We start from the raw sequence: 17114 nt of genomic DNA on the forward strand, positions 1-17114 counted from the left end.
AAGGAGTTTGACAAAAAAAGGGTTTCGCAAGGTTTGGCAGAACGACCAACCTTGCGAAACCCCTTTTTATATAACCTGCACGTCTACGGCAGCTTGAACTCGTACAGCGCTCCTTGCTCAGTGCTGATGAGCAGCGTCTGGTCGTCTTTGAACACCGCGCCTTCGGTCTGGCCCGCGCCGGCCAGGGAAATTTCGCGGGGCGTGGCCTTGAGGATTTCGGCCCAGGAATTACCGTCGAGAATAAACAGCTCGCCACGGCCCAGCAACACGAGGCGGTGGCCATCGGCGCGCAGAGCAGCGTCGGTTACTTCGCCGGGAATGGCGAGGGACGTGACCAGTTTAGCCGTGTAGGTGCCGGGCTGGTCGGGCACGGTGTACACCTTGCTGGTGCGGTCCTGGCCCCGGTCTTTGGTGAAAAGCCAGACCTGGCCGTCGTGCCAGAGGCTGGCTTCGCAGTCAAAATTGCGTTGCTTTTTCTTGGGCGGAAACTCGGTTTGGTCGGGGTATTTGAAGGCGATGGTGCCCACGGTGGTGGGCGCATCGGGCCGGAACTTGAAGAGCTTGAGGTCGCGGCGTATGCTTTCGTTGTTGCCGCAGTCGCCGATGTAGTAGTTGCCCTGGCCGTCGCGGCTCAGGCTTTCCCAGTCGGTGTTGGCGGCGGGTACTTCCAGGGTGCGCACCAGCTTGCCCGCGCCGCTGATTTCGTAGAGGGTGGGGGCGTTGCCGTCGTCGCCGAAGCTGAAGTAGCTCTGGCCGGCATTGGCCGGGGCCAGGCCCGAGCTTTCGGGCACCACGTCTTTGAGCGAGCCAACTTTGCGCAGGCCGGGGATTGCGGCCGCAGCATCTTTATCCTTGCGGCGGTCGCCGCCCTTGGGCATGTCCGAGGCCGTGGGTGAGTCGCTGGCTTTATCGGATTGGGCCTGCGAGCAGGCAGCGGTAAACAACAAGGCCACGGCGGCCGGCAACAGGGGAATAAAGCGCATCAATAAAAGCATCAGGTGAGCCTGCCTATACGCAGCCCCGGGCCTACGGTACGGGGTCGTAGCCGTGGCCGCCCCAGGGGTGGCAGCTGGCAATGCGCCGCAGCGCCAAACGCCCGCCGCGCCACGGCCCGTATTTGGTAATGGCCTCGGCCGCGTAGGCCGAGCAAGTGGGCGAGTAGCGGCAGCTGGGCGCCGTGAGTGGTGAGATGAAGTGGCGGTAAAACCACACGATACCAAGAAAAAGGGCGCGAAACAGCCGGGACAGCATGGGGAGAAAGAATCAGTTCGGCCACAACACCCGGCGTAGGAAATAGGCTCCCCAGGGTGCGGCTACCGGAACTTGGGGTTTTTGATTGTGCTCAGCCAACGCGCCCCGGCACTCGCAGTAACTCATGCAGAATGACGGGAGTATGGGAAATCCGTCAAAACTACAACGGTGCGGCTTACTGGCACCAAGGCTACTTGGGCAACTTATTCAACTCGGTTTTCCAGTGCACCCAGTCGGGCAGCAGCCGCGTTTGCAGGTCGTAAAAAGCCTTGGAATGGTCGCCCACCAGCAGGTGGCAGCACTCGTGCAGCAGCACGTAGTCGAGGCATTCGGGGCGGGCGCGCACCAGCTCCGGGCTGAGGCGGATGCGGGCGGAGCGCGGCGTGCAGCTGCCCCAGCGGGTGCGCATCTGGCGCACGGATAGCGTCGGGCGCGTCAGGTTGAACTCGGCAAAGCGCGGCCACACCCGGAGCAGGGACTCCGCAAACAGCGGCCCGGCCTGCCGGGCATACCAATTGTGGAGTAGCGCCTCGGTTTGGGCCGGCGATAGTGCCGTTGGCGCGGCTACCACCAGCTCATCGCCCCCCACGGCCACGGCCGGCCGGCGGGCTTCGGCGAAACGCAGCTGGTAAGGCTGGCCCTGGTAGTAATGAGTGCTGCCGGCCTCGTAGCGGCGGCTGGGCGCCGGGGCCGGGCGGCGCGCAAATTCGGCCTGGTGCTTCAGAATCCAGTCGGCTTTTTTCAGGACCTGCTGGGCCACCCACTCGGGCGAGGTGCCGGCGGGCGCGCTGATGTGCACGCTGCCATCGGGCCGCACGGCGAAGCCAATGGTGCGCCGCGACCGGAAAACGAGGGTGTAGCTGAGGGTTTGATTTTGGTAGGCGAGAGTTTCGCGGCGGGGTGCGGCAGTGAAGGAGCGGGGCATAGGCAGGCAAGTTCGGCAGTAGCGCCGGAACAGATAACCGCGCGGCACCACAAAATAATTTCGCTCTCAACCTCATCAATAACTGCCAAGTTGCTACCTTCCCCTCATGCAACACTGTTTACCCCGGTATCTTTCAATTTCTTGCCTTTTAGTGGTTCTCTCCCTGCTGCTGGTGGCGCCGGCGTGGGCGCAGGGCAATGGGCCCGGCGTGCGGGGCGCCCGCGCCGCCGCGCTCGGCAATGCCTCGGTGGCGCTGGCCGGCGAGGTCTGGAGCATGGGCAACAACGTGGCCGGCCTGAGCGAACTCCAGCGGCCCACCGTGGGCTTTTATGCCGAAAACCGCTACTTCAGCTCGGCCCTGAACGTGGGCGCGCTCACAGTGGCCCTGCCGTTGGGCCGCACTGCGGTGCCCACCACCGCCGTGATGCCTGGCGCCGAGGGAGCCGCGCCCGCGCCGGCCGCCGCCCGCACCTGGGCCCGCAACGGCGTGGTGGCTTTCGAGGCCCAGCGCTTCGGTGGCACGCTGTATAATGAAACCCGCCTCGCGGCTGGCTATGCTTACCGCTTCGGGCAAATCAGCCTGGGGGGCCGCGTCGACATGCTGCAAGTGAGCATTGAGGGGCTGGGCAGCCGGCGCGTGGTGCTGGGCACGCTGGGCGGCCAGATTGAAATAGTGCCCCAGCGGCTCAGTTTCGGGGCCTCGCTCTACAACCTCAGCCAAACCAAGCTGGCCAGCTACCAGGACGAGCGGGTGCCCACGGTGCTCAAAGCCGGCCTGGCCTACCGGGCCAGCTCGCAGGTGCTGCTGGTGGTCGAAACCGAAAAGGACGTGGAGCGCGACGCCAACTTTAAGGCCGGGCTGGAATACCGGCCGGTGCCGGTGCTGGTGGCCCGGCTGGGCCTGGCCAGCCTCACGGAGCAGGCCAGTGCGGGCATCGGCGTGGTGGCCGGGGCGCTGCAGATTGACTACGCGGCCTCGTTCCAGCAGGCATTGGGCTTCAGCCAGCACCTGAGCGTGAGCAAAGCCTGGGGGAAAAATTAGTGAACAGTTAGCAGTGAACAGTGAGCAATTGTCAACGAATAGCTAACGGAACACGATGAAAGATTTTTACCGTTTTGCGGGGCACGTAATGTCAGGCTGGAACAACCGACTGCTGAAGCGCGGCATTTGGTGCCTGGCGGCACTCACTGTTCACTGCTCACTGCTCACTGTTAACTCAGCGCAAGCGCAGGACTACGTGCGCCGTCCGCCCGACCTCGACCGCCTCACCCAGGAGCTGTTTGCGGAAATCCAGTCCGACGAAGTGCCCTACGAGGACCTCTACGAGACCCTGCTGCAATACTACCAGACGCCCATCAACCTCAACACCGCCACCCGCGAGGAGCTGCGGGCGCTGCTGCTGCTGAATGAAAACCAGATAACCGCCCTGCTGCACCACCGCGAGGCCAACGGCGACCTGCTGAGCGTGTATGAGCTGCAAAGCATTGAGGGCTACGACCTGCGCACGATATCCCGCATCCTGCCCTTCGTAGGCGTGCTCAGCAGCAACGCTAATGCCAGCCGGGGCAACCTGTGGCAGCGCATCGCCCGGGAGGACAATAACGCCCTGTACCTGCGCTACGAGCGGGTGTTGCAGCAGCGCCAGGGCTACACGCCGCCCATCATCTACCAGGGCCAGCCCACCACCCGCTACCTCGGCTCGGCCGATAAAATGCTGATACGCTACCGGGCGAGCCACACCAAGGACTTCAGCGTGGGCTTCTCGATGGAAAAGGACGCCGGCGAACAGATAATATGGAACCCGCAAAAGGGCCAGTTTGGGGCCGATTACGTGTCGGCGCACTTGCTGCTCCAGGAGCGCGGGCGGTTGAAGTCGCTGGCGCTGGGCGACTACCAGCTGCAGTTTGGGCAGGGACTGCTGCTGTCGTCGGGCCTGGGCGTGGGCAAGGGCGCGGAAACAATTACGACCCTGCGGCGCTCGTCGGTGGGCATCCGGGCGTATTCTTCGCTGCTCGAAAACACGTTTTTCCGGGGCGGCGCGGCCACCTACCAGGTGGCGCCCACGGTGCAGGCCACGGCCTTTGTGTCGCATAAGAATGTGGATGCCAACCTGCAGCAAAGCCAGGATTCGCTGGCGCAGTACGACGAGTTTACCTCCGGCCTGCTCTACACCGGCTTCCACCGCACGGCCTCCGAAATCGCCAACCGCCACCAGCTGGCCGAAACCATTGGCGGCGGCAACGCGACCTACACCAGCCGCAACGGCAACCTGGCCATCGGCGGCACGGGCGTGTTCACGCACTACGGCACGGCCATTCTCAAGCGCCCGGAGCCTTACAACAGGTTCGAATTCAGCGGCAAAGAGAATCTGGCCCTGAGCATTAACTACAGCTACGTGTGGCGCAACCTGCTGCTGTTTGGCGAAACGGCGCGCAGCACCGGCGGCGGCCTGGGCACCGTGAACGGCCTGCTGGCCAGCCTCGGCCCCACCGTAGATGCGGCCCTGCTGGTGCGGCACTACGACCCCACGTTTCATACCCTCTACGGCAACGCCTTCAGCGAAAATACCCGCAACATCAACGAAACCGGCGTTTATATTGGCCTGAAAGTGAGGCCTGTGGCCCGCTGGGAAATTTCGGCTTACTACGACCAGTTCCGCTTTCCGTGGCTGCGCTACCGGGCCAGCGCCCCCACCGATGGCCACGATGCCCTCGTGCGCCTCGCGTATTCGCCCACTAAAACCAGCCTGCTCTACGTGCAGCTGCGCCAGCGCCTGAAGCCCCGCGACCTGGCCAGCACCGACTTGCTCGCCCTCGACCCCTTTCGCGCCATGCCGCTGCCCGGCGAGCAGCTGCGCCAAAGCCTGCTGCTGTACTACAACACCGCGCCCACTACCGCGCTGGAGCTGCGCACCCGCCTCCAGGCCTCGCGCCTGCGCGACGACACCGGCCTGGCCTGGCGGCGCGGCTACGTGCTGGCCCAGGACGTGGGCTACCAGCTGAACCGCACCCTCAAACTCACGGCCCGCTACGCCCTGTTCGACGCCGACGACTACGACACCCGGCAGTACGTGTATGAGCAGGACGTGCTGCTGGCCGTGTCGGTGCCGGCCCTTTATGGCCGGGGCACACGCGTATATGGAATTGCCGAAATTCGTCTGAACCGCTCCCTCTCCTTGTGGCTCCGTTACGCTGAAACCCGCTACCGCCACCAAGGCGTAATAGGTACGGGATTGGAAACAATTCAGGGAACACTACGTAGCGAAGTAAAAGCGCAGCTGCGAGTGAAATTCTGAGCCTCACAACTTTCTGTTTTATAACTATTTTAATATAATAGTGCCGTGGTTGTATTCCTTTAAAAATAATTATATTTAAATTGAATTATAAATAATATAAAACGAAATTTTACTAATTTCTTTTCAAATTAAAATCATTTTTTTTATTAAATAAATAAAATATCCCGCTAGCTTCACGTTCGGTATCTAAGAAACATAATCAGCAAAAAACTGCGAGTATGGAAACAAAAATACTAATGCGTTTGCCACGGCAAACGGGGCGTGGATGGTGGGGCGGAAAAGGGAAATGGTGGCTGTGCCTGGGCGTGGTGGCGTTGCTCGGCAGTGGGCAGCAAGCTTTGGCTCAAGCCGGTAAAGATGGGCCCCAGACCGTGTCGGCCACTGGTACCATTTTGAACGAGTACACGCCTCTCACGGCCACCGCCGCCGTGAACGCCACGACTCTCACCGTAGGCAACAGCGCCCTCAACGCCAATGGCCGGTTTGCCGCCGACCTGGCCGCCGGCGACCTGCTGCTCGTGGTGCAGCCGCAAGGAGCCACCATCAGCGCGGCCGATGACGCTACCTATGGTACGGTTGCGGCCCTCAACAATGCCGGCCGCTACCAGCTGATAGAAGTGGCGGCGGTGCCCTCGGGCACGAGCATTGCCCTAACCTGCCGGTTGTTCAGCAGCTTCACCACCGGGGGGCATGCCCAGGTGGTGCGCGTGCCCCGCTACACTACCCTGGACCTGGACGCGGGCGCAGCCGTGACGGCCCCCGCCTGGGACGGCAGCACCGGCGGCATAGTGGCCATCGAAACCACCGGCGCCGTGACGCTGGCCAGCGGCGCCGCCATTGACGTGACGGCCCTGGGCTTCCGCGGCGGCGCCCTGGAGCAGGACGCTGACAATCCGCCCACTACCGATTTCGGCTACCGGTCGCCCAGTTCTTTCTTTGGGGCTGAAAAGGGCGAAGGCATTGCGGGTAACGCCACCGACTACGACAACCTGAACGGGCGCTACGGCCGGGGTGCCCCGGCCAACGGCGGCGGCGGCGGCAATGCCCACAATGCCTCGGGCGGCGGCGGGGCGAACGCCGCCGTGCTGAATACCACCTATACGGGCAAAGGCAACCCTGACCGGGGCGCCGGCAATATATATGACGCGGCCTGGAACCTGGAGTCTGCCAACTTCGCCACTTCCACGTCGAGCGGCGGCGGGCGTGGGGGCTACAGCTACTCTAACTCCAACCAAAATGCCCTCACTCTGGGACCTAACCAGCCCAACTGGGGCGGCGACTTGCGCCAGGATAAAGGCGGCCTGGGCGGCCGGCCGGTGGCCAGCAGCGGCCGCGCCTTTTTTGGCGGCGGCGGCGGTGCGGGCGATAGCAATAACGGCAACGGCACCGCCGGGGCCGCCGGCGGCGGGTTCATCTACCTGATAGCCGGTGGCCCGGTGAGCGGCGGCAGCCTGGTGGCCGACGGCGGTGCCGTAACGGATGCCAGCCGCAACGACGGCTCGGGCGGCGGCGGCGGCGGCGGCAGCGTGGTAGTGAACGCGGCTAGTGCGGTGAGCAGCACGCTGCTGGCGCGCGGCGGCGAAGGCGGCCCCCAAAACCCCAACGGCAGCGACGAAGCCGATGGACCCGGCGGCGGCGGCGGCGGCGGCTACGTGGCCTACACCCTCGGCGTGCCCGGTTCCGACGTGAGCGGGGGCCAGAACGGACTGAATACGACGCAGGCGATGACCGAATTTCCGCCCGATGGCGGTACCCGCGGCGCGGCGGGCCGGGTAGAGGGCAGCGCTTGTTCGGCGCTGCTGTGCCCGGCAATAGTGGCCGATGTGGCCACCAGCCTCAGCTTTGCCACCAACCCGCTGCCACCCAACCAGGCCGCTTCGGTGAGTGTGATTTTTGTGAATAATGGCCCCGATGCGGCGGCGGACGTGGTGCGGCTGGTGCAGCTGCCGCCCGGCCTGGGCGTGGGAGCTGTGACCGTAACCACTGCCACGGGCTCGGGCAGCTACGACAATACGACCGGGCAAGTCACCTTCACGGTGCTGCCTTCGCTCGCGAGCGGAGCCGATGCCAACGCGACGCTCAGCTTCACCCCACCGCCGACGGGCAACGTGGTGGTGTCCTCCATTATCAGCACCATTACCGACGAATATTGCCAGGTTGGGGACGATAATTCGGGTAATAATACCCTGATTATCATACTGCCGGCCGACGTGAGTGTGACCTTGAGCGGCCCGGCCACGGCGGCGGCGGGCAGCACCATTACCTACACGGCCACCGTGCAGAACGTGAGCACCGGTACCGGCACCTCCGATGCTACCGACGTGGTGCTGAACGTGCAGCTGCCCAAAGCCTTGCTCAACCCGGTGCTGCCGGCGGGCACTACGTATGATTTCAACTCGGGCCTGACCACCCTCACCGTGGGGCAGGTGAACCGGGGGGCGCCGGCAGTAAGCTATGCCTTCACCTTCAATCTGCCCAGTAATACCCAGCCGGTAGCGGGCATTGCTTCGGCCACGGCCTTTCAAATCGACCCCGACCCCTCCAACAACGACGGCGTGGCCAGCGGCATGCGCGTTGCTACCACGGTGGCGCTGCCCCTGGGCACGGGCACCTGCACCGGTACTACTTTCGACAACGTCAGCGCGGCCACGCAGGGCCTGTACGCGGAGTATTTCAAAGGCTACTTCAACAATGCGCTGACGTATTTTGACGCGCCTGCGGTGCCTGACCTGGTGCGCACCGAGGGCACCGTGGACTACACCGCCGACAACAGCTGGGGGGATTTGTCCAGCGCCATCAATAGCGGTACCGATTCTGACCCGGACGAATTCAGCGCCCGCTACCGTGGCTACCTGACTGTCAGCACGGCTGGGTACTACACTTTTTCCCTGCTGAGTGACGACATTGCCTACCTCTGGCTTGATAACGCGGCCCGCACCTCTCCGCTGGTGGCTGCCAATACGGTGGTGCAGGATGCTTTCCCGCACAGCCCACGCGTGGCCACGGGCACTCCGGTTTACCTGGCCGCCGGCCCGCACCCACTGCTGGCCCTGTACGGTGAGAATGGCGGCTTCAACCGCTTTCAAATTTCTTATTCCGGCGCGGACACCGGCGATATTACGGTCGTGATTCCGCAGTCGGTGCTGTGCGACCGGCAGTTCAGCGGGCCGCTGCCCGTGGAGTTGACGGCCTTCACGGCCGAGGCTGAGAAAAGAGAGGCGCTACTGGTCTGGCGCACGGCTTCGGAGCTGCGCAACGACCATTTCGACGTGGAGCGCAGCCGCGATGGGTCGGTTTTCAAGAAGATTGGCGAAGTCAGTGGCTTTGGCACCAGCACCACGGCGCACGACTACACGTTTGCGGACGCCGCCGCGGCTACGGCCGGTGGGGGGCTGGTGTACTACCGCCTGCGGCAGGTGGACACCAACGGGGCCAGCCAGTATTCGCCGGTGCGGACGCTGAACTTTAAAGCGGGCCCCGCTGGTGAAGCAGGCTTCCACTTGTATCCCAACCCGGCGCAGCACGAGGTAACGCTGGAGCTGGTTGGCCTGGGCGATGCCGCGCCCAAAACGTTTACCATCACCGACCTGGCCGGCCGCGTAGTGCTGCGGAAAATAGTGGAACGCGGTGCCGAGAATCCCACTTTCGACCTGGGTGTGTTGCCCGAAGGCGTGTACCAGGTGCAGGTAGAGCAGCAGGGTCAACGCTTCACCCAGCGGCTGGTGCATACCACCAACTGAGTAGGCATTCAAAAGTCAGCAGTTCGTTGTCAGTTGTTTGTCGTTAGTGTGCTGGCAACCGTTTGATTAACAACGAGCAACTGACAACTAACAAAAAAGCCGCGCCCAAGTTGGGCGCGGCTTTTTTGTGGCTAAGTTGACCGGTAGAACAGTTGCTTTCAGGCCTAGCTCTCGGTTTTCAGCAGCACCACCTGGGCCTTATCGGCGCTGCTTATTTTGCGGCGAAAATCGAGATAACCGGCGTAAGCGGTGCGGGGCATCCGGCCACGCTTGAGTTCGAGGCGGCGAATGTACTGCACCGTGCCATCGGGCAGGGCCGTGTACTGGCTGGCGTAAATGCCGTAGGCGGTGCTGAGCTGCACTGCCGGGGGCAGGGTTTCGGCCCGGAAGCCGGCTGGCAGGTGCAGGCGCACGGTGTCGGCGTGCAGACTGGCACGGGCCATCCACAGAGCAGCCTGCCGCTCGCCCACCTGGGCAGGCAGCGCGGGCAGGCGGCTCAGCAGGTTGGGGTTGATGAACACGCGCTTGCCGCTGGGCATGGCGAAGGCGGGCAGGGCCAGCCCCAGGGTTTCGACCACGCCCGGCAGCGGCCCGGCCGGGGCGGCGGCGAGGTTGAACCGGGTGAGGGTGAAGGTGGGCAGCTTGAGGCGGTCGGTGACGTATTTTTTCTGTTCCACGGTCCCGAGGCCGTGCAGGAGCTGGGCGTAAAGGTCCTGCTCCTGGCCGGTGCGCAGCGTGCGGGCCGTGGCCGTGGCGCCGCCCACGGCGTCCAGAAACAAGTCGATGCGGCGCTCCCGGCGGTTTTCGGCCGCGCCGTAGCGGGGCGTGGCCACCAGTTTGCCGCCCTCAGGCGTGAGCAGCAGCGCGTGGCGGTTGCCCGTGAAGCCACCCATGTAGCCGAACGCCTCGGTCTGGCTGGTGCATTCCAGCCAGAGCGTATCGGGGTGGCCGCCCTTGGCCATGGGCACGCACAGAATGGCGTGGTCGAACTGCGAGCTGGGGAAGTCGGCGTGCAGGTCGGTCCGGTCGGTGCCGGAGCCCACCAGCGCCACGTAGGACGGCACTCCGGCGGCGGCCAGCAGGGCTTTGGTGTAGTTGCTCAGGGCTTTGCAGTCGCCGTAGCCATTGCCGGCCACGGCACTGGCCGGGAAGGTTTGCCAGCCGCCCAGGCCCAATTGCACCGATATGTAGCGGGTGCTGCCCTGTAGCATTTCGTACACGCGCTGGGCCCGAACTCGCGGGTCCGCAGTGCCGCTGACCAGCGCGGCCACCTTGGCAGTGGTGGCGGGCGGCAGCTGGTCGCGGCCGGCGTTCAGCTCGTAGCTCCACTGCCCGAGGCCCTGCCAGGTGGTGCAGCTGCCCTTGTGGCCCTGCACTTCGAACGTGCCGGGGGCCAGCACCACGGCCGGGGTCAGGTCGGCCAGCGGCGGGGCGGCTTCTTCCTCGTCCACGGCGGGCAGGTTGGCCAGCTGCCACGCGTAGGTTTCCTGGCTGCCGGCGCTGGTGTGGGCCACGGCGGTGCCGGTGGGCAGCTGCCGCTCCTGGTAGCGCAGGGGCAGGGCGGTGGGCGTGGTTACGCGCAGGGTGGCGGCTTGCACGGCCAGGCCTTCTTCCCCCTGCGGCTGCCAGTCGGGGTAGAACAAGGTGTTGTCCGACACCACTTCGTAGTCGAATTCGACCGTGTACGGGGCCTGGGGCTGGCGCAGGTCGGCGTAGCGCATCCGCACATCGGTCATGAAACTGCCGCCCGCGTCGCCCAGGCCCTGGTCGTGGATTTCGGCCGCGCGCAGCTGGTGCAGCTGGCGGCCGTTGGCGTCGTACACGGCCCCGCGCAGGTAGTTGATGGTGTTGAGCGCGTCGTAGCTCACAGCGTGGCGGCCGAAGTCGTCGCCGGCCGCGTCCAGCACGGTGATGACCCGATGCACGGTATGCACCAGCCGCCCGGCCGATTTTACGGTCACCACTTCGTCGTCGGCCCGCAGCACGGCGTGCGCGCCCTCCCGCAAGGCCGCCGGAATTTCCTCCACGGCATATTTAGGCGCGGGCGCCGCCGGATGCAGCGATAGCAGGCCGCTGAGGGGCAGGGCCGCGAGCAAGGGTAGTAGTGCTTTCATAACATTAGTAGGGAATGGTAAGCAGCCAGCAGTGCAAGGCAAGTAAGGAGCTAAGGCCCGGTTGCCCATCGTTCACTGCTACCTGTTCACTGCCTTCATCAGGCCTTCTTTTTAATAATCAGCTTCTCGCCCTGCTTCTCCATCATGATGCGGTAGAACTCGCGCAGGTGCACGTATTCTTCGGCGGCGTACATGGGCTTGCGCAGGCTCAGGCGGCTGGTGAGCTGCACCACGCCGGGCGTGGTACTGCTGACGCTGTAGAGGAAGCGGCCCCCGCCGTCGGGCAGGTCCACTACGGCGGCTTTGGGCGTTTCGGCCAGCTCGTAGCCCTCGGGCAGGGTCAGGGTTATCAGGGTGGTTTCGTCCTGGGCCGCGCCGAAATCGACGGGAAACAGCCGGTCGTCGTGGCGGAACGGGTTTTGCTCGGTGCCGAACTCGCGGAGCGGGCTCAGGTACAGCGTGCCCGCGGTGGTGTTGTCATCGGCCGGCTGGGCAAACTCGTAGTCCAGGTTCAGGGGCTTGGCCACGTTTTCGCGCTCGGTCACCGCAAATTTGGGCACGGTCCAGCCGCTGTGGGGGCGGGTCATTTCGCTGAGGTACTTCTTTTCGCCCAGGCGGGTCAGCTCTTTGCGCGCATCCACGGCCGCGTAGCCGCCGTGCTCCTCGTGCACTTTGCCCGTGAGGCCGCCCTGCGCATCCATCGTGAGGGCCACTTGCTGGTAGTGCACGTAGCGCTGCGCGGGCGCCAGGTCCACCCACCGGCCTTCGTCGGCTTTTCTCATAATGAGGCGGCCGGCTTGGTTGAGGCAGCGCGCGGGCAGCACGCCGCACGGCAGTAGCGGCTCGGTGGCGTCCACCAGCAGGTCCTTGCCATCGGCCAGCGGCACAAGGGCCACCACGTAGTTGAAGCGCTCGAGCAGCGGCAGCGACTGGTTCACGCGGCCGTGGCTGCGGGTGCTCAGCAGCAGGGGCTGGGCCGGAATGCCGGCGTCGCGCAGGGCGGCAATGAGCAGCAGGTTCACGTCGGCCGAAGTGCCGTGGTGGGCGTCGTAGGCCTTGCGCAGCGAGCCGGTGGTGGAATAGCGGTTGGTGCCGTCGTAGCGCACGGCGGCCATCACCACCTCGCGCACGGCGGCGGCGCGGGTGGCCACGTCGGGGTATTTGGTGGCCAGGCCCACGGTCTGGCCTTTCAGGAAGTTGCCCCCGTCCAGCTGCTGGCCAAAGCTGTCGCTGTTGAGCAGCTCATCGTTGATTTTGGGCCAGGTTCCGGCCACGTTGTGGTAGGCCGCGCCGGGCATACGCTCGCCGGCCAGCTCAAAATCAATGCGGTCCACGTAGTCGTTGGAGGTGGTCATGTACGGCTCTTCCCGGAAAGCCGGCACGTCCTTCATGGCCCACTGATGGTTGGTGACCCGCGCCGTGATAATGTCGTTGCTGGCCGCCGTGCGCCCGCTGCCCCCGCCGAGGTTGCTGAGGCTCGCGCCCTGGCCATTAAAGCTGCCATCGGTGTGGAGCGTGTACTGGCCCGAGCCTTCCGCCTGGGTATTCACGGCCAGGGCGTGGTAGCCCTGCATCAGCATTTTGTAGTCGAAATATTCGGGAATGGCGGCCCGGTATTCGCTCCAGCGCACCGGAATTTCGCGCTGAAACGTCCAGTCCTGGAAGTTGAAGAGGAAGTCGGAGGTCAGCGAATAAGCGTACTCAATCACTGCGCCCTCGCGCACGTCGGGCAGCGTGAACTTGCGCACCCGCTCATTCGGGGTGCGGTCTTCGGTGAAGGTATTGCTGCCATCGAGCTTGGTTTTGACTACCTGCCCACCCACCAGGTTGTACGTGGTGCCGCGCAAGGAGCTGATTTTCTCTTCGTCGGTGCCCCGGTGATAGAGCGGGATTTCGACCGTGGCCACCTCATAGCCCGATTTTTTGAGGATTTTGATGCGCGTCACGCGGTCCGTCACGAACTGAAAGCTGCTGCCCTTGAGCTGGAAACGAGAGGTGCCGTAGTCGCACAGCACCACGGCCCCGGCGGCGCTGTCGCCCACAAACGGCGCGGCGGTAAAGTCCTTGGGGTCGGGCTTGCCAAATTTGATGGGTTCGGGCTGGGCCTGGGCAGCGAAGGCGCTGAGCAGGGCGGCGGCCAGCACCGCGGGGGAAAGTAGGGGTAGCTTCATGCAAAAAAGGGAATAGGGGGAGGGGGGGAAAGTGAGATGGGCTGAGGGCTACCGTGGCAGCTTGGCTGATGCGAAGCGGGCCTGCTTGCAATCAAGGGGCCCGGCGGTTAGCCGCCGGCTTTTTTCTGGATGATGAGTTTTTCGCTCTGGCGGGTCAGCATCAGGCGGTACAGCTCGCGCAGGTCGGCGTATTGGCTGTCTGCGTACACGGTTTCGCGCAGCGAGAGGCGGCTCAGCAGCTGCACGGTCTGGCCGTTGGCCGTCACGTTGTACACGAAGCGGGCCCCGCCCCCGGCCAGCTCCATCACCACGTTTTTGGGCTGTTCGGCCAGCTCGTAGCCCGGCGGGAGGTGCAGCGTCACCATGATGGTTTCATCCTGGGCGACGCCCAGGTCCACGGGAAAGCGGCGCGAGTCGTGCCGAAACGGGTTGTCGCCGTCCGTAAACTCGCGCAGCGGGCTCAGATACAGCGTGCCGGCGGGCGCCGTTTCGCCTCCGGCCCGGCTGAAAGCGTAGCTCAGGCCCACGGGTTTGGCCATGCTGTCGCGGTTGGCTACGGCCAGCTGGGGCACGGCCCAGCCGTCGTGCCGCTGCACCAGCGCGGCCAGGTATTTCTTGTCGCCCAGCTCGGCCAGCTCGCGGCGAACCGGCACGCTGGCGTAGCCGCTGAACTCCTCGCGCACCTGCCCGGCGAGGGTACCGGCGGCATCCAGCGTCAGGGTGGCCTGCTGAAAGTAGATTTCGTGCTGGGCCGGCACCAGCGACACCCACCGGCCCTCGGCATTTTTCTTCGACGGAATGAGGCGGCCGGTCTGGTTGAGGCAGCGCCGGGGCAGCATGCCGCAGGGCAGCAGCGGCTCGGTGGCGTCCACCAGCAGGTCTTTGCCGTTCGCCAGGGGCACCAGCGCCACCACGTAGTTGAACTTGTCGAGCAGCGGAAATTCCTGGCTGATGCGGCCGTGGTCGCGGGTGCTCAGCAGCACAGGGTCGGCCGGAATGCCGGCGTCGCGCAGGGCGGCAATGAGCAGCAGGTTCACGTCGGCCGAAGTGCCGCGGTGGGCGTCGTAGGCCTTGCGCAGCGATGCTTCGGAGGAGTAGCGGTTGTGGCCATCGTAGCGCACGTTGTCCATCACCACCTCGCGCACGGCCGCCGTGCGGGCTGCCGTATCGGGGTAGCGGGCGGCCAGCGCCACCATCTGGTCTTTCAGGAAATTGCCGCGGTCCAGCTGCTGGCCAAAAGCGGCGTCATTGAGCAGCCGGGCGTTGATTTTTGGCCAGGTATCGGTCAGGTCAGTGTAGGGCTGATTGGGCCATTGCTCGCCGGCCAGCTGAAAATCGAGGCGGGCCAGGTAGTCGTCGGCCGTCGTCATGTAGGGCTCCTTGCGGAAGGCGGGCACGTCGCGCAGCACCCATTGGTGCTCTTCGGTGGGCGAGGTGATGTAGATGCCGTTGGACCCGATAGCGCCCCCGGCGCCGTCCATGCGCATGGAGGTGGAGCCGATGGTGGGCTTGTCCACCGTCAGCGGCATGGTGCCCTGGTAAATGATTTTGTACTTGTAAAACACCGGAATGCTCACCCGGTACTCGCTCCAGCGCACCGGAATGTCGCGCTGAAAGGCCCAGTCCTGGAAGTTGAACAGGTAGTCCGAGGTCAGCGTGTAGGCATACTCAATCACGGCGCCGGCGCGCACGTTAGGCAGCGTAAACTTTTGCACGTTCACGGTGGGCGTCCGTTTTTCCAGGAAGGTGCCGCTGGCTTCGAGCGGGGTTTTTTCCGGCACGCCGTTCACCAGGTTGTAGGTGCAGCCGCGCAGGTTGGTTACTTTTTCCTGGTTGCCGTCGCGGTGGTACAGCGGCATTTCGACCGTGGCCTCGTCGAAGCCCGCTTTCGTCAGGATTTTGATGCGCGTCACCCGCTCGAATACTACCTGCAGCTTATCGCCGTGCCCGTCGATGTAGGAGCGGCCGTAGTCGCAGAGCACCACGGCCGCAGCGGTGCTATCGGCCGCAAACGGGGCGGCCGTCAGGTCCGGTGGGTCAATCTGGCCGAACGTAATGGGGGCGGGTGCTCCTTTCTGCTTCTGCGCGCACACGGCCCCCGCCGCCAGCAACACACCGAACAGAACGGGTAGCACTCGCCGCAGATGGCGAAAGAGTAAAGAGGTGGCCATCAACGAAAAAGAATGGGGTAGGCAGTCTTTGAACCCCTAAAAATAAGGGAAGTATCGCAAACCTCATCCATTCCTCATTATAATTTTGCCGCGACCCGGCGCCCGGCCCTACACCACTTCTTCCGGCGCGGGCTCGGGGGCGGATTCCGCCACGGCGGCGGCCACGGGCGGGCCCGTGGCCGGCACCGACAGCAGGTAGCCGATGGCTGCCAGCACGCACAGCAGGCTCAGGGCGTGCACGTAGGGCAGGCGGCCCGGCAGGTTGGCAAATATCCAGCCCGCCAGCAGCGCGCCCAGCCCAATGCCGACTTCGAGGGCAATGTACATGGTGGCCACGCCGCGCCCCCGGTGCTCGGGGTGGCTCAGGTCGATGGTCCAGGCGTAGAGCGTGGGCGAGTTCAGCCCCGTGCCCAGCCCGAACACCACCGCCCCCGCCAGAAACCACGGCACCGAGGGCGCATACACCAGCAGCGCCAGCCCCAGCGCCAGGATGCCCGCCGACCAGCGCAGCACCGGCACCCGGCCGTGGGTGTCGGAGGCCTTGCCCGCTACCAGCCGCACCACCAGCGAGGCCGCCGTGTAGAACGTGTAGAACAGGCCTTCGGTGGAGCCGGTGAGCCCCAGTATCCGGCTTTGGTCGGGTATCACGGTGAGCACGGCGCCGTAGGGAAACAGGCACAGGGCCGTGACCAGGGCCGGGGCCAGCACGCGGGGCTCCAGCACTTCGCCCCATTTCAGCTTTAGCAAAGCGAAGCGAAAACGCTGCCGCTGGGCCTGGGGCAGGGTTTCGGTGAGGGTGCCCTGCACCAGCAGCGAGAGCAGTGCCGCCCCGCTGGAGCAGTAGAACATGGCGTTGATGGAGTAGTGCGTGGCCACCCACGAGCCGAAAAGCGGCCCGCAGGCCATGCCGAGGGCCCCGGTCACGCCCAGCAGGCCCATGGCCTCGCCGCGCTGCGCCACCGGCACGATGTCGGCCACGTAGGCGGCCGTGCCCGTGGGCTTAAACCCCGTGCTGAAGCCGTGCAGCAGCCGCAGCCCCAGAAACCCCGTGACGGTGAGCGCCCAGGGGTAGAAAAAACCGCACACAAAACACACCAGCGACCCAAATACCATCACCGGAATGCGCCCCACGGTATCGGCCAGCTTGCCCGAAAATGGCCGCGAAATGGCCGCCGTGAGCGTAAACAACGCAATGATGAAGCCTTTGTACTGGCCGCCGCCCAGCCGCGTGAGGTGCTCCGGCAGCTTGGGCAGCAGCAGGTTGAAGCTGGCAAAAAACAGAAACGACGACAAGCACATCAGCCAGAAGCCCAAAGAATACCTGTGGGCTGCTGTGGTGCGGGGAATTGTGGCTTTGGAGGCGCTCACTGTGCTTTCTTGAATGTAAAGTATTCCAGGGTGTGCCACCTTTATCAGCGGTTTGCCACCCTTTTATGCCACCCTTTT

Annotated in this window: 10 protein-coding genes; 3 read left to right on the top strand and 7 right to left on the bottom strand. The window is 64.5% G+C overall.

What is annotated here, in order from left to right:
- Nucleotides 1-83 precede the first annotated feature (83 nt).
- The 3 genes from J4G38_RS10345 to J4G38_RS10355 form a co-directional block, all read right to left on the bottom strand.
- A complete protein-coding gene (locus tag J4G38_RS10345; protein ID WP_210516476.1) occupies nt 84-983 on the bottom strand; it encodes a hypothetical protein in 900 nt (299 codons plus the stop codon).
- 43 nt (nt 984-1026) lie between these two features.
- A complete protein-coding gene (gene yidD / locus J4G38_RS10350) occupies nt 1027-1251 on the bottom strand; it encodes a membrane protein insertion efficiency factor YidD (protein WP_210516474.1) in 225 nt (74 codons plus the stop codon).
- 190 nt (nt 1252-1441) lie between these two features.
- Nucleotides 1442-2176, bottom strand: coding sequence for a M48 family metallopeptidase (locus J4G38_RS10355; protein WP_210516472.1), 735 nt, complete (start codon nt 2174-2176; stop codon nt 1442-1444).
- A gap of 151 nt (nt 2177-2327) precedes the next feature.
- On the opposite strand from J4G38_RS10355, the gene J4G38_RS10360 reads away from it, so the two are divergent.
- From J4G38_RS10360 to J4G38_RS28955, 3 genes are all read left to right on the top strand, one after another.
- Nucleotides 2328-3218, top strand: a complete 891-nt coding sequence (locus J4G38_RS10360) for a hypothetical protein (RefSeq protein ID WP_210516470.1) — start codon at nt 2328-2330, stop codon at nt 3216-3218.
- 88 nt (nt 3219-3306) lie between these two features.
- Complete coding sequence (locus J4G38_RS10365) at nt 3307-5472, top strand: helix-hairpin-helix domain-containing protein (protein ID WP_210516468.1); 2166 nt, start codon at nt 3307-3309, stop codon at nt 5470-5472.
- Between the two features lie 371 nt (nt 5473-5843).
- Entirely contained in the window at nt 5844-9212 is a 3369-nt protein-coding gene (locus J4G38_RS28955; RefSeq protein ID WP_226163339.1) for a T9SS type A sorting domain-containing protein, read from the top strand.
- Between the two features lie 164 nt (nt 9213-9376).
- On the opposite strand, the gene J4G38_RS10375 is transcribed toward J4G38_RS28955, so the two are convergent.
- The 4 genes from J4G38_RS10375 to J4G38_RS10390 all read right to left on the bottom strand — a co-directional run bounded on the left by J4G38_RS10375 (nt 9377) and on the right by J4G38_RS10390 (nt 16982).
- Nucleotides 9377-11326 carry a DUF3857 domain-containing protein gene (locus J4G38_RS10375; protein WP_210516464.1) on the bottom strand — a complete coding sequence of 650 codons (1950 nt, stop codon included), beginning with the start codon at nt 11324-11326 and terminating at the stop codon, nt 9377-9379.
- A gap of 98 nt (nt 11327-11424) precedes the next feature.
- Nucleotides 11425-13497, bottom strand: coding sequence for a DUF3857 domain-containing protein (locus tag J4G38_RS10380; protein ID WP_210516462.1), 2073 nt, complete (start codon nt 13495-13497; stop codon nt 11425-11427).
- A gap of 107 nt (nt 13498-13604) precedes the next feature.
- The gene (locus J4G38_RS10385) at nt 13605-15668 is read right to left on the bottom strand and encodes a DUF3857 domain-containing protein (protein WP_210516460.1); all 2064 of its coding nucleotides are present in this window, start codon (nt 15666-15668) and stop codon (nt 13605-13607) included.
- A gap of 108 nt (nt 15669-15776) precedes the next feature.
- Nucleotides 15777-16982: an MFS transporter gene (locus J4G38_RS10390; protein WP_226163340.1), complete on the bottom strand. Its 1206-nt coding sequence runs from the start codon at nt 16980-16982 to the stop codon at nt 15777-15779.
- Nucleotides 16983-17114 lie beyond the last annotated feature (132 nt).

This window comes from Hymenobacter terricola (assembly GCF_017921975.2).
Classification (GTDB): domain Bacteria; phylum Bacteroidota; class Bacteroidia; order Cytophagales; family Hymenobacteraceae; genus Hymenobacter; species Hymenobacter terricola.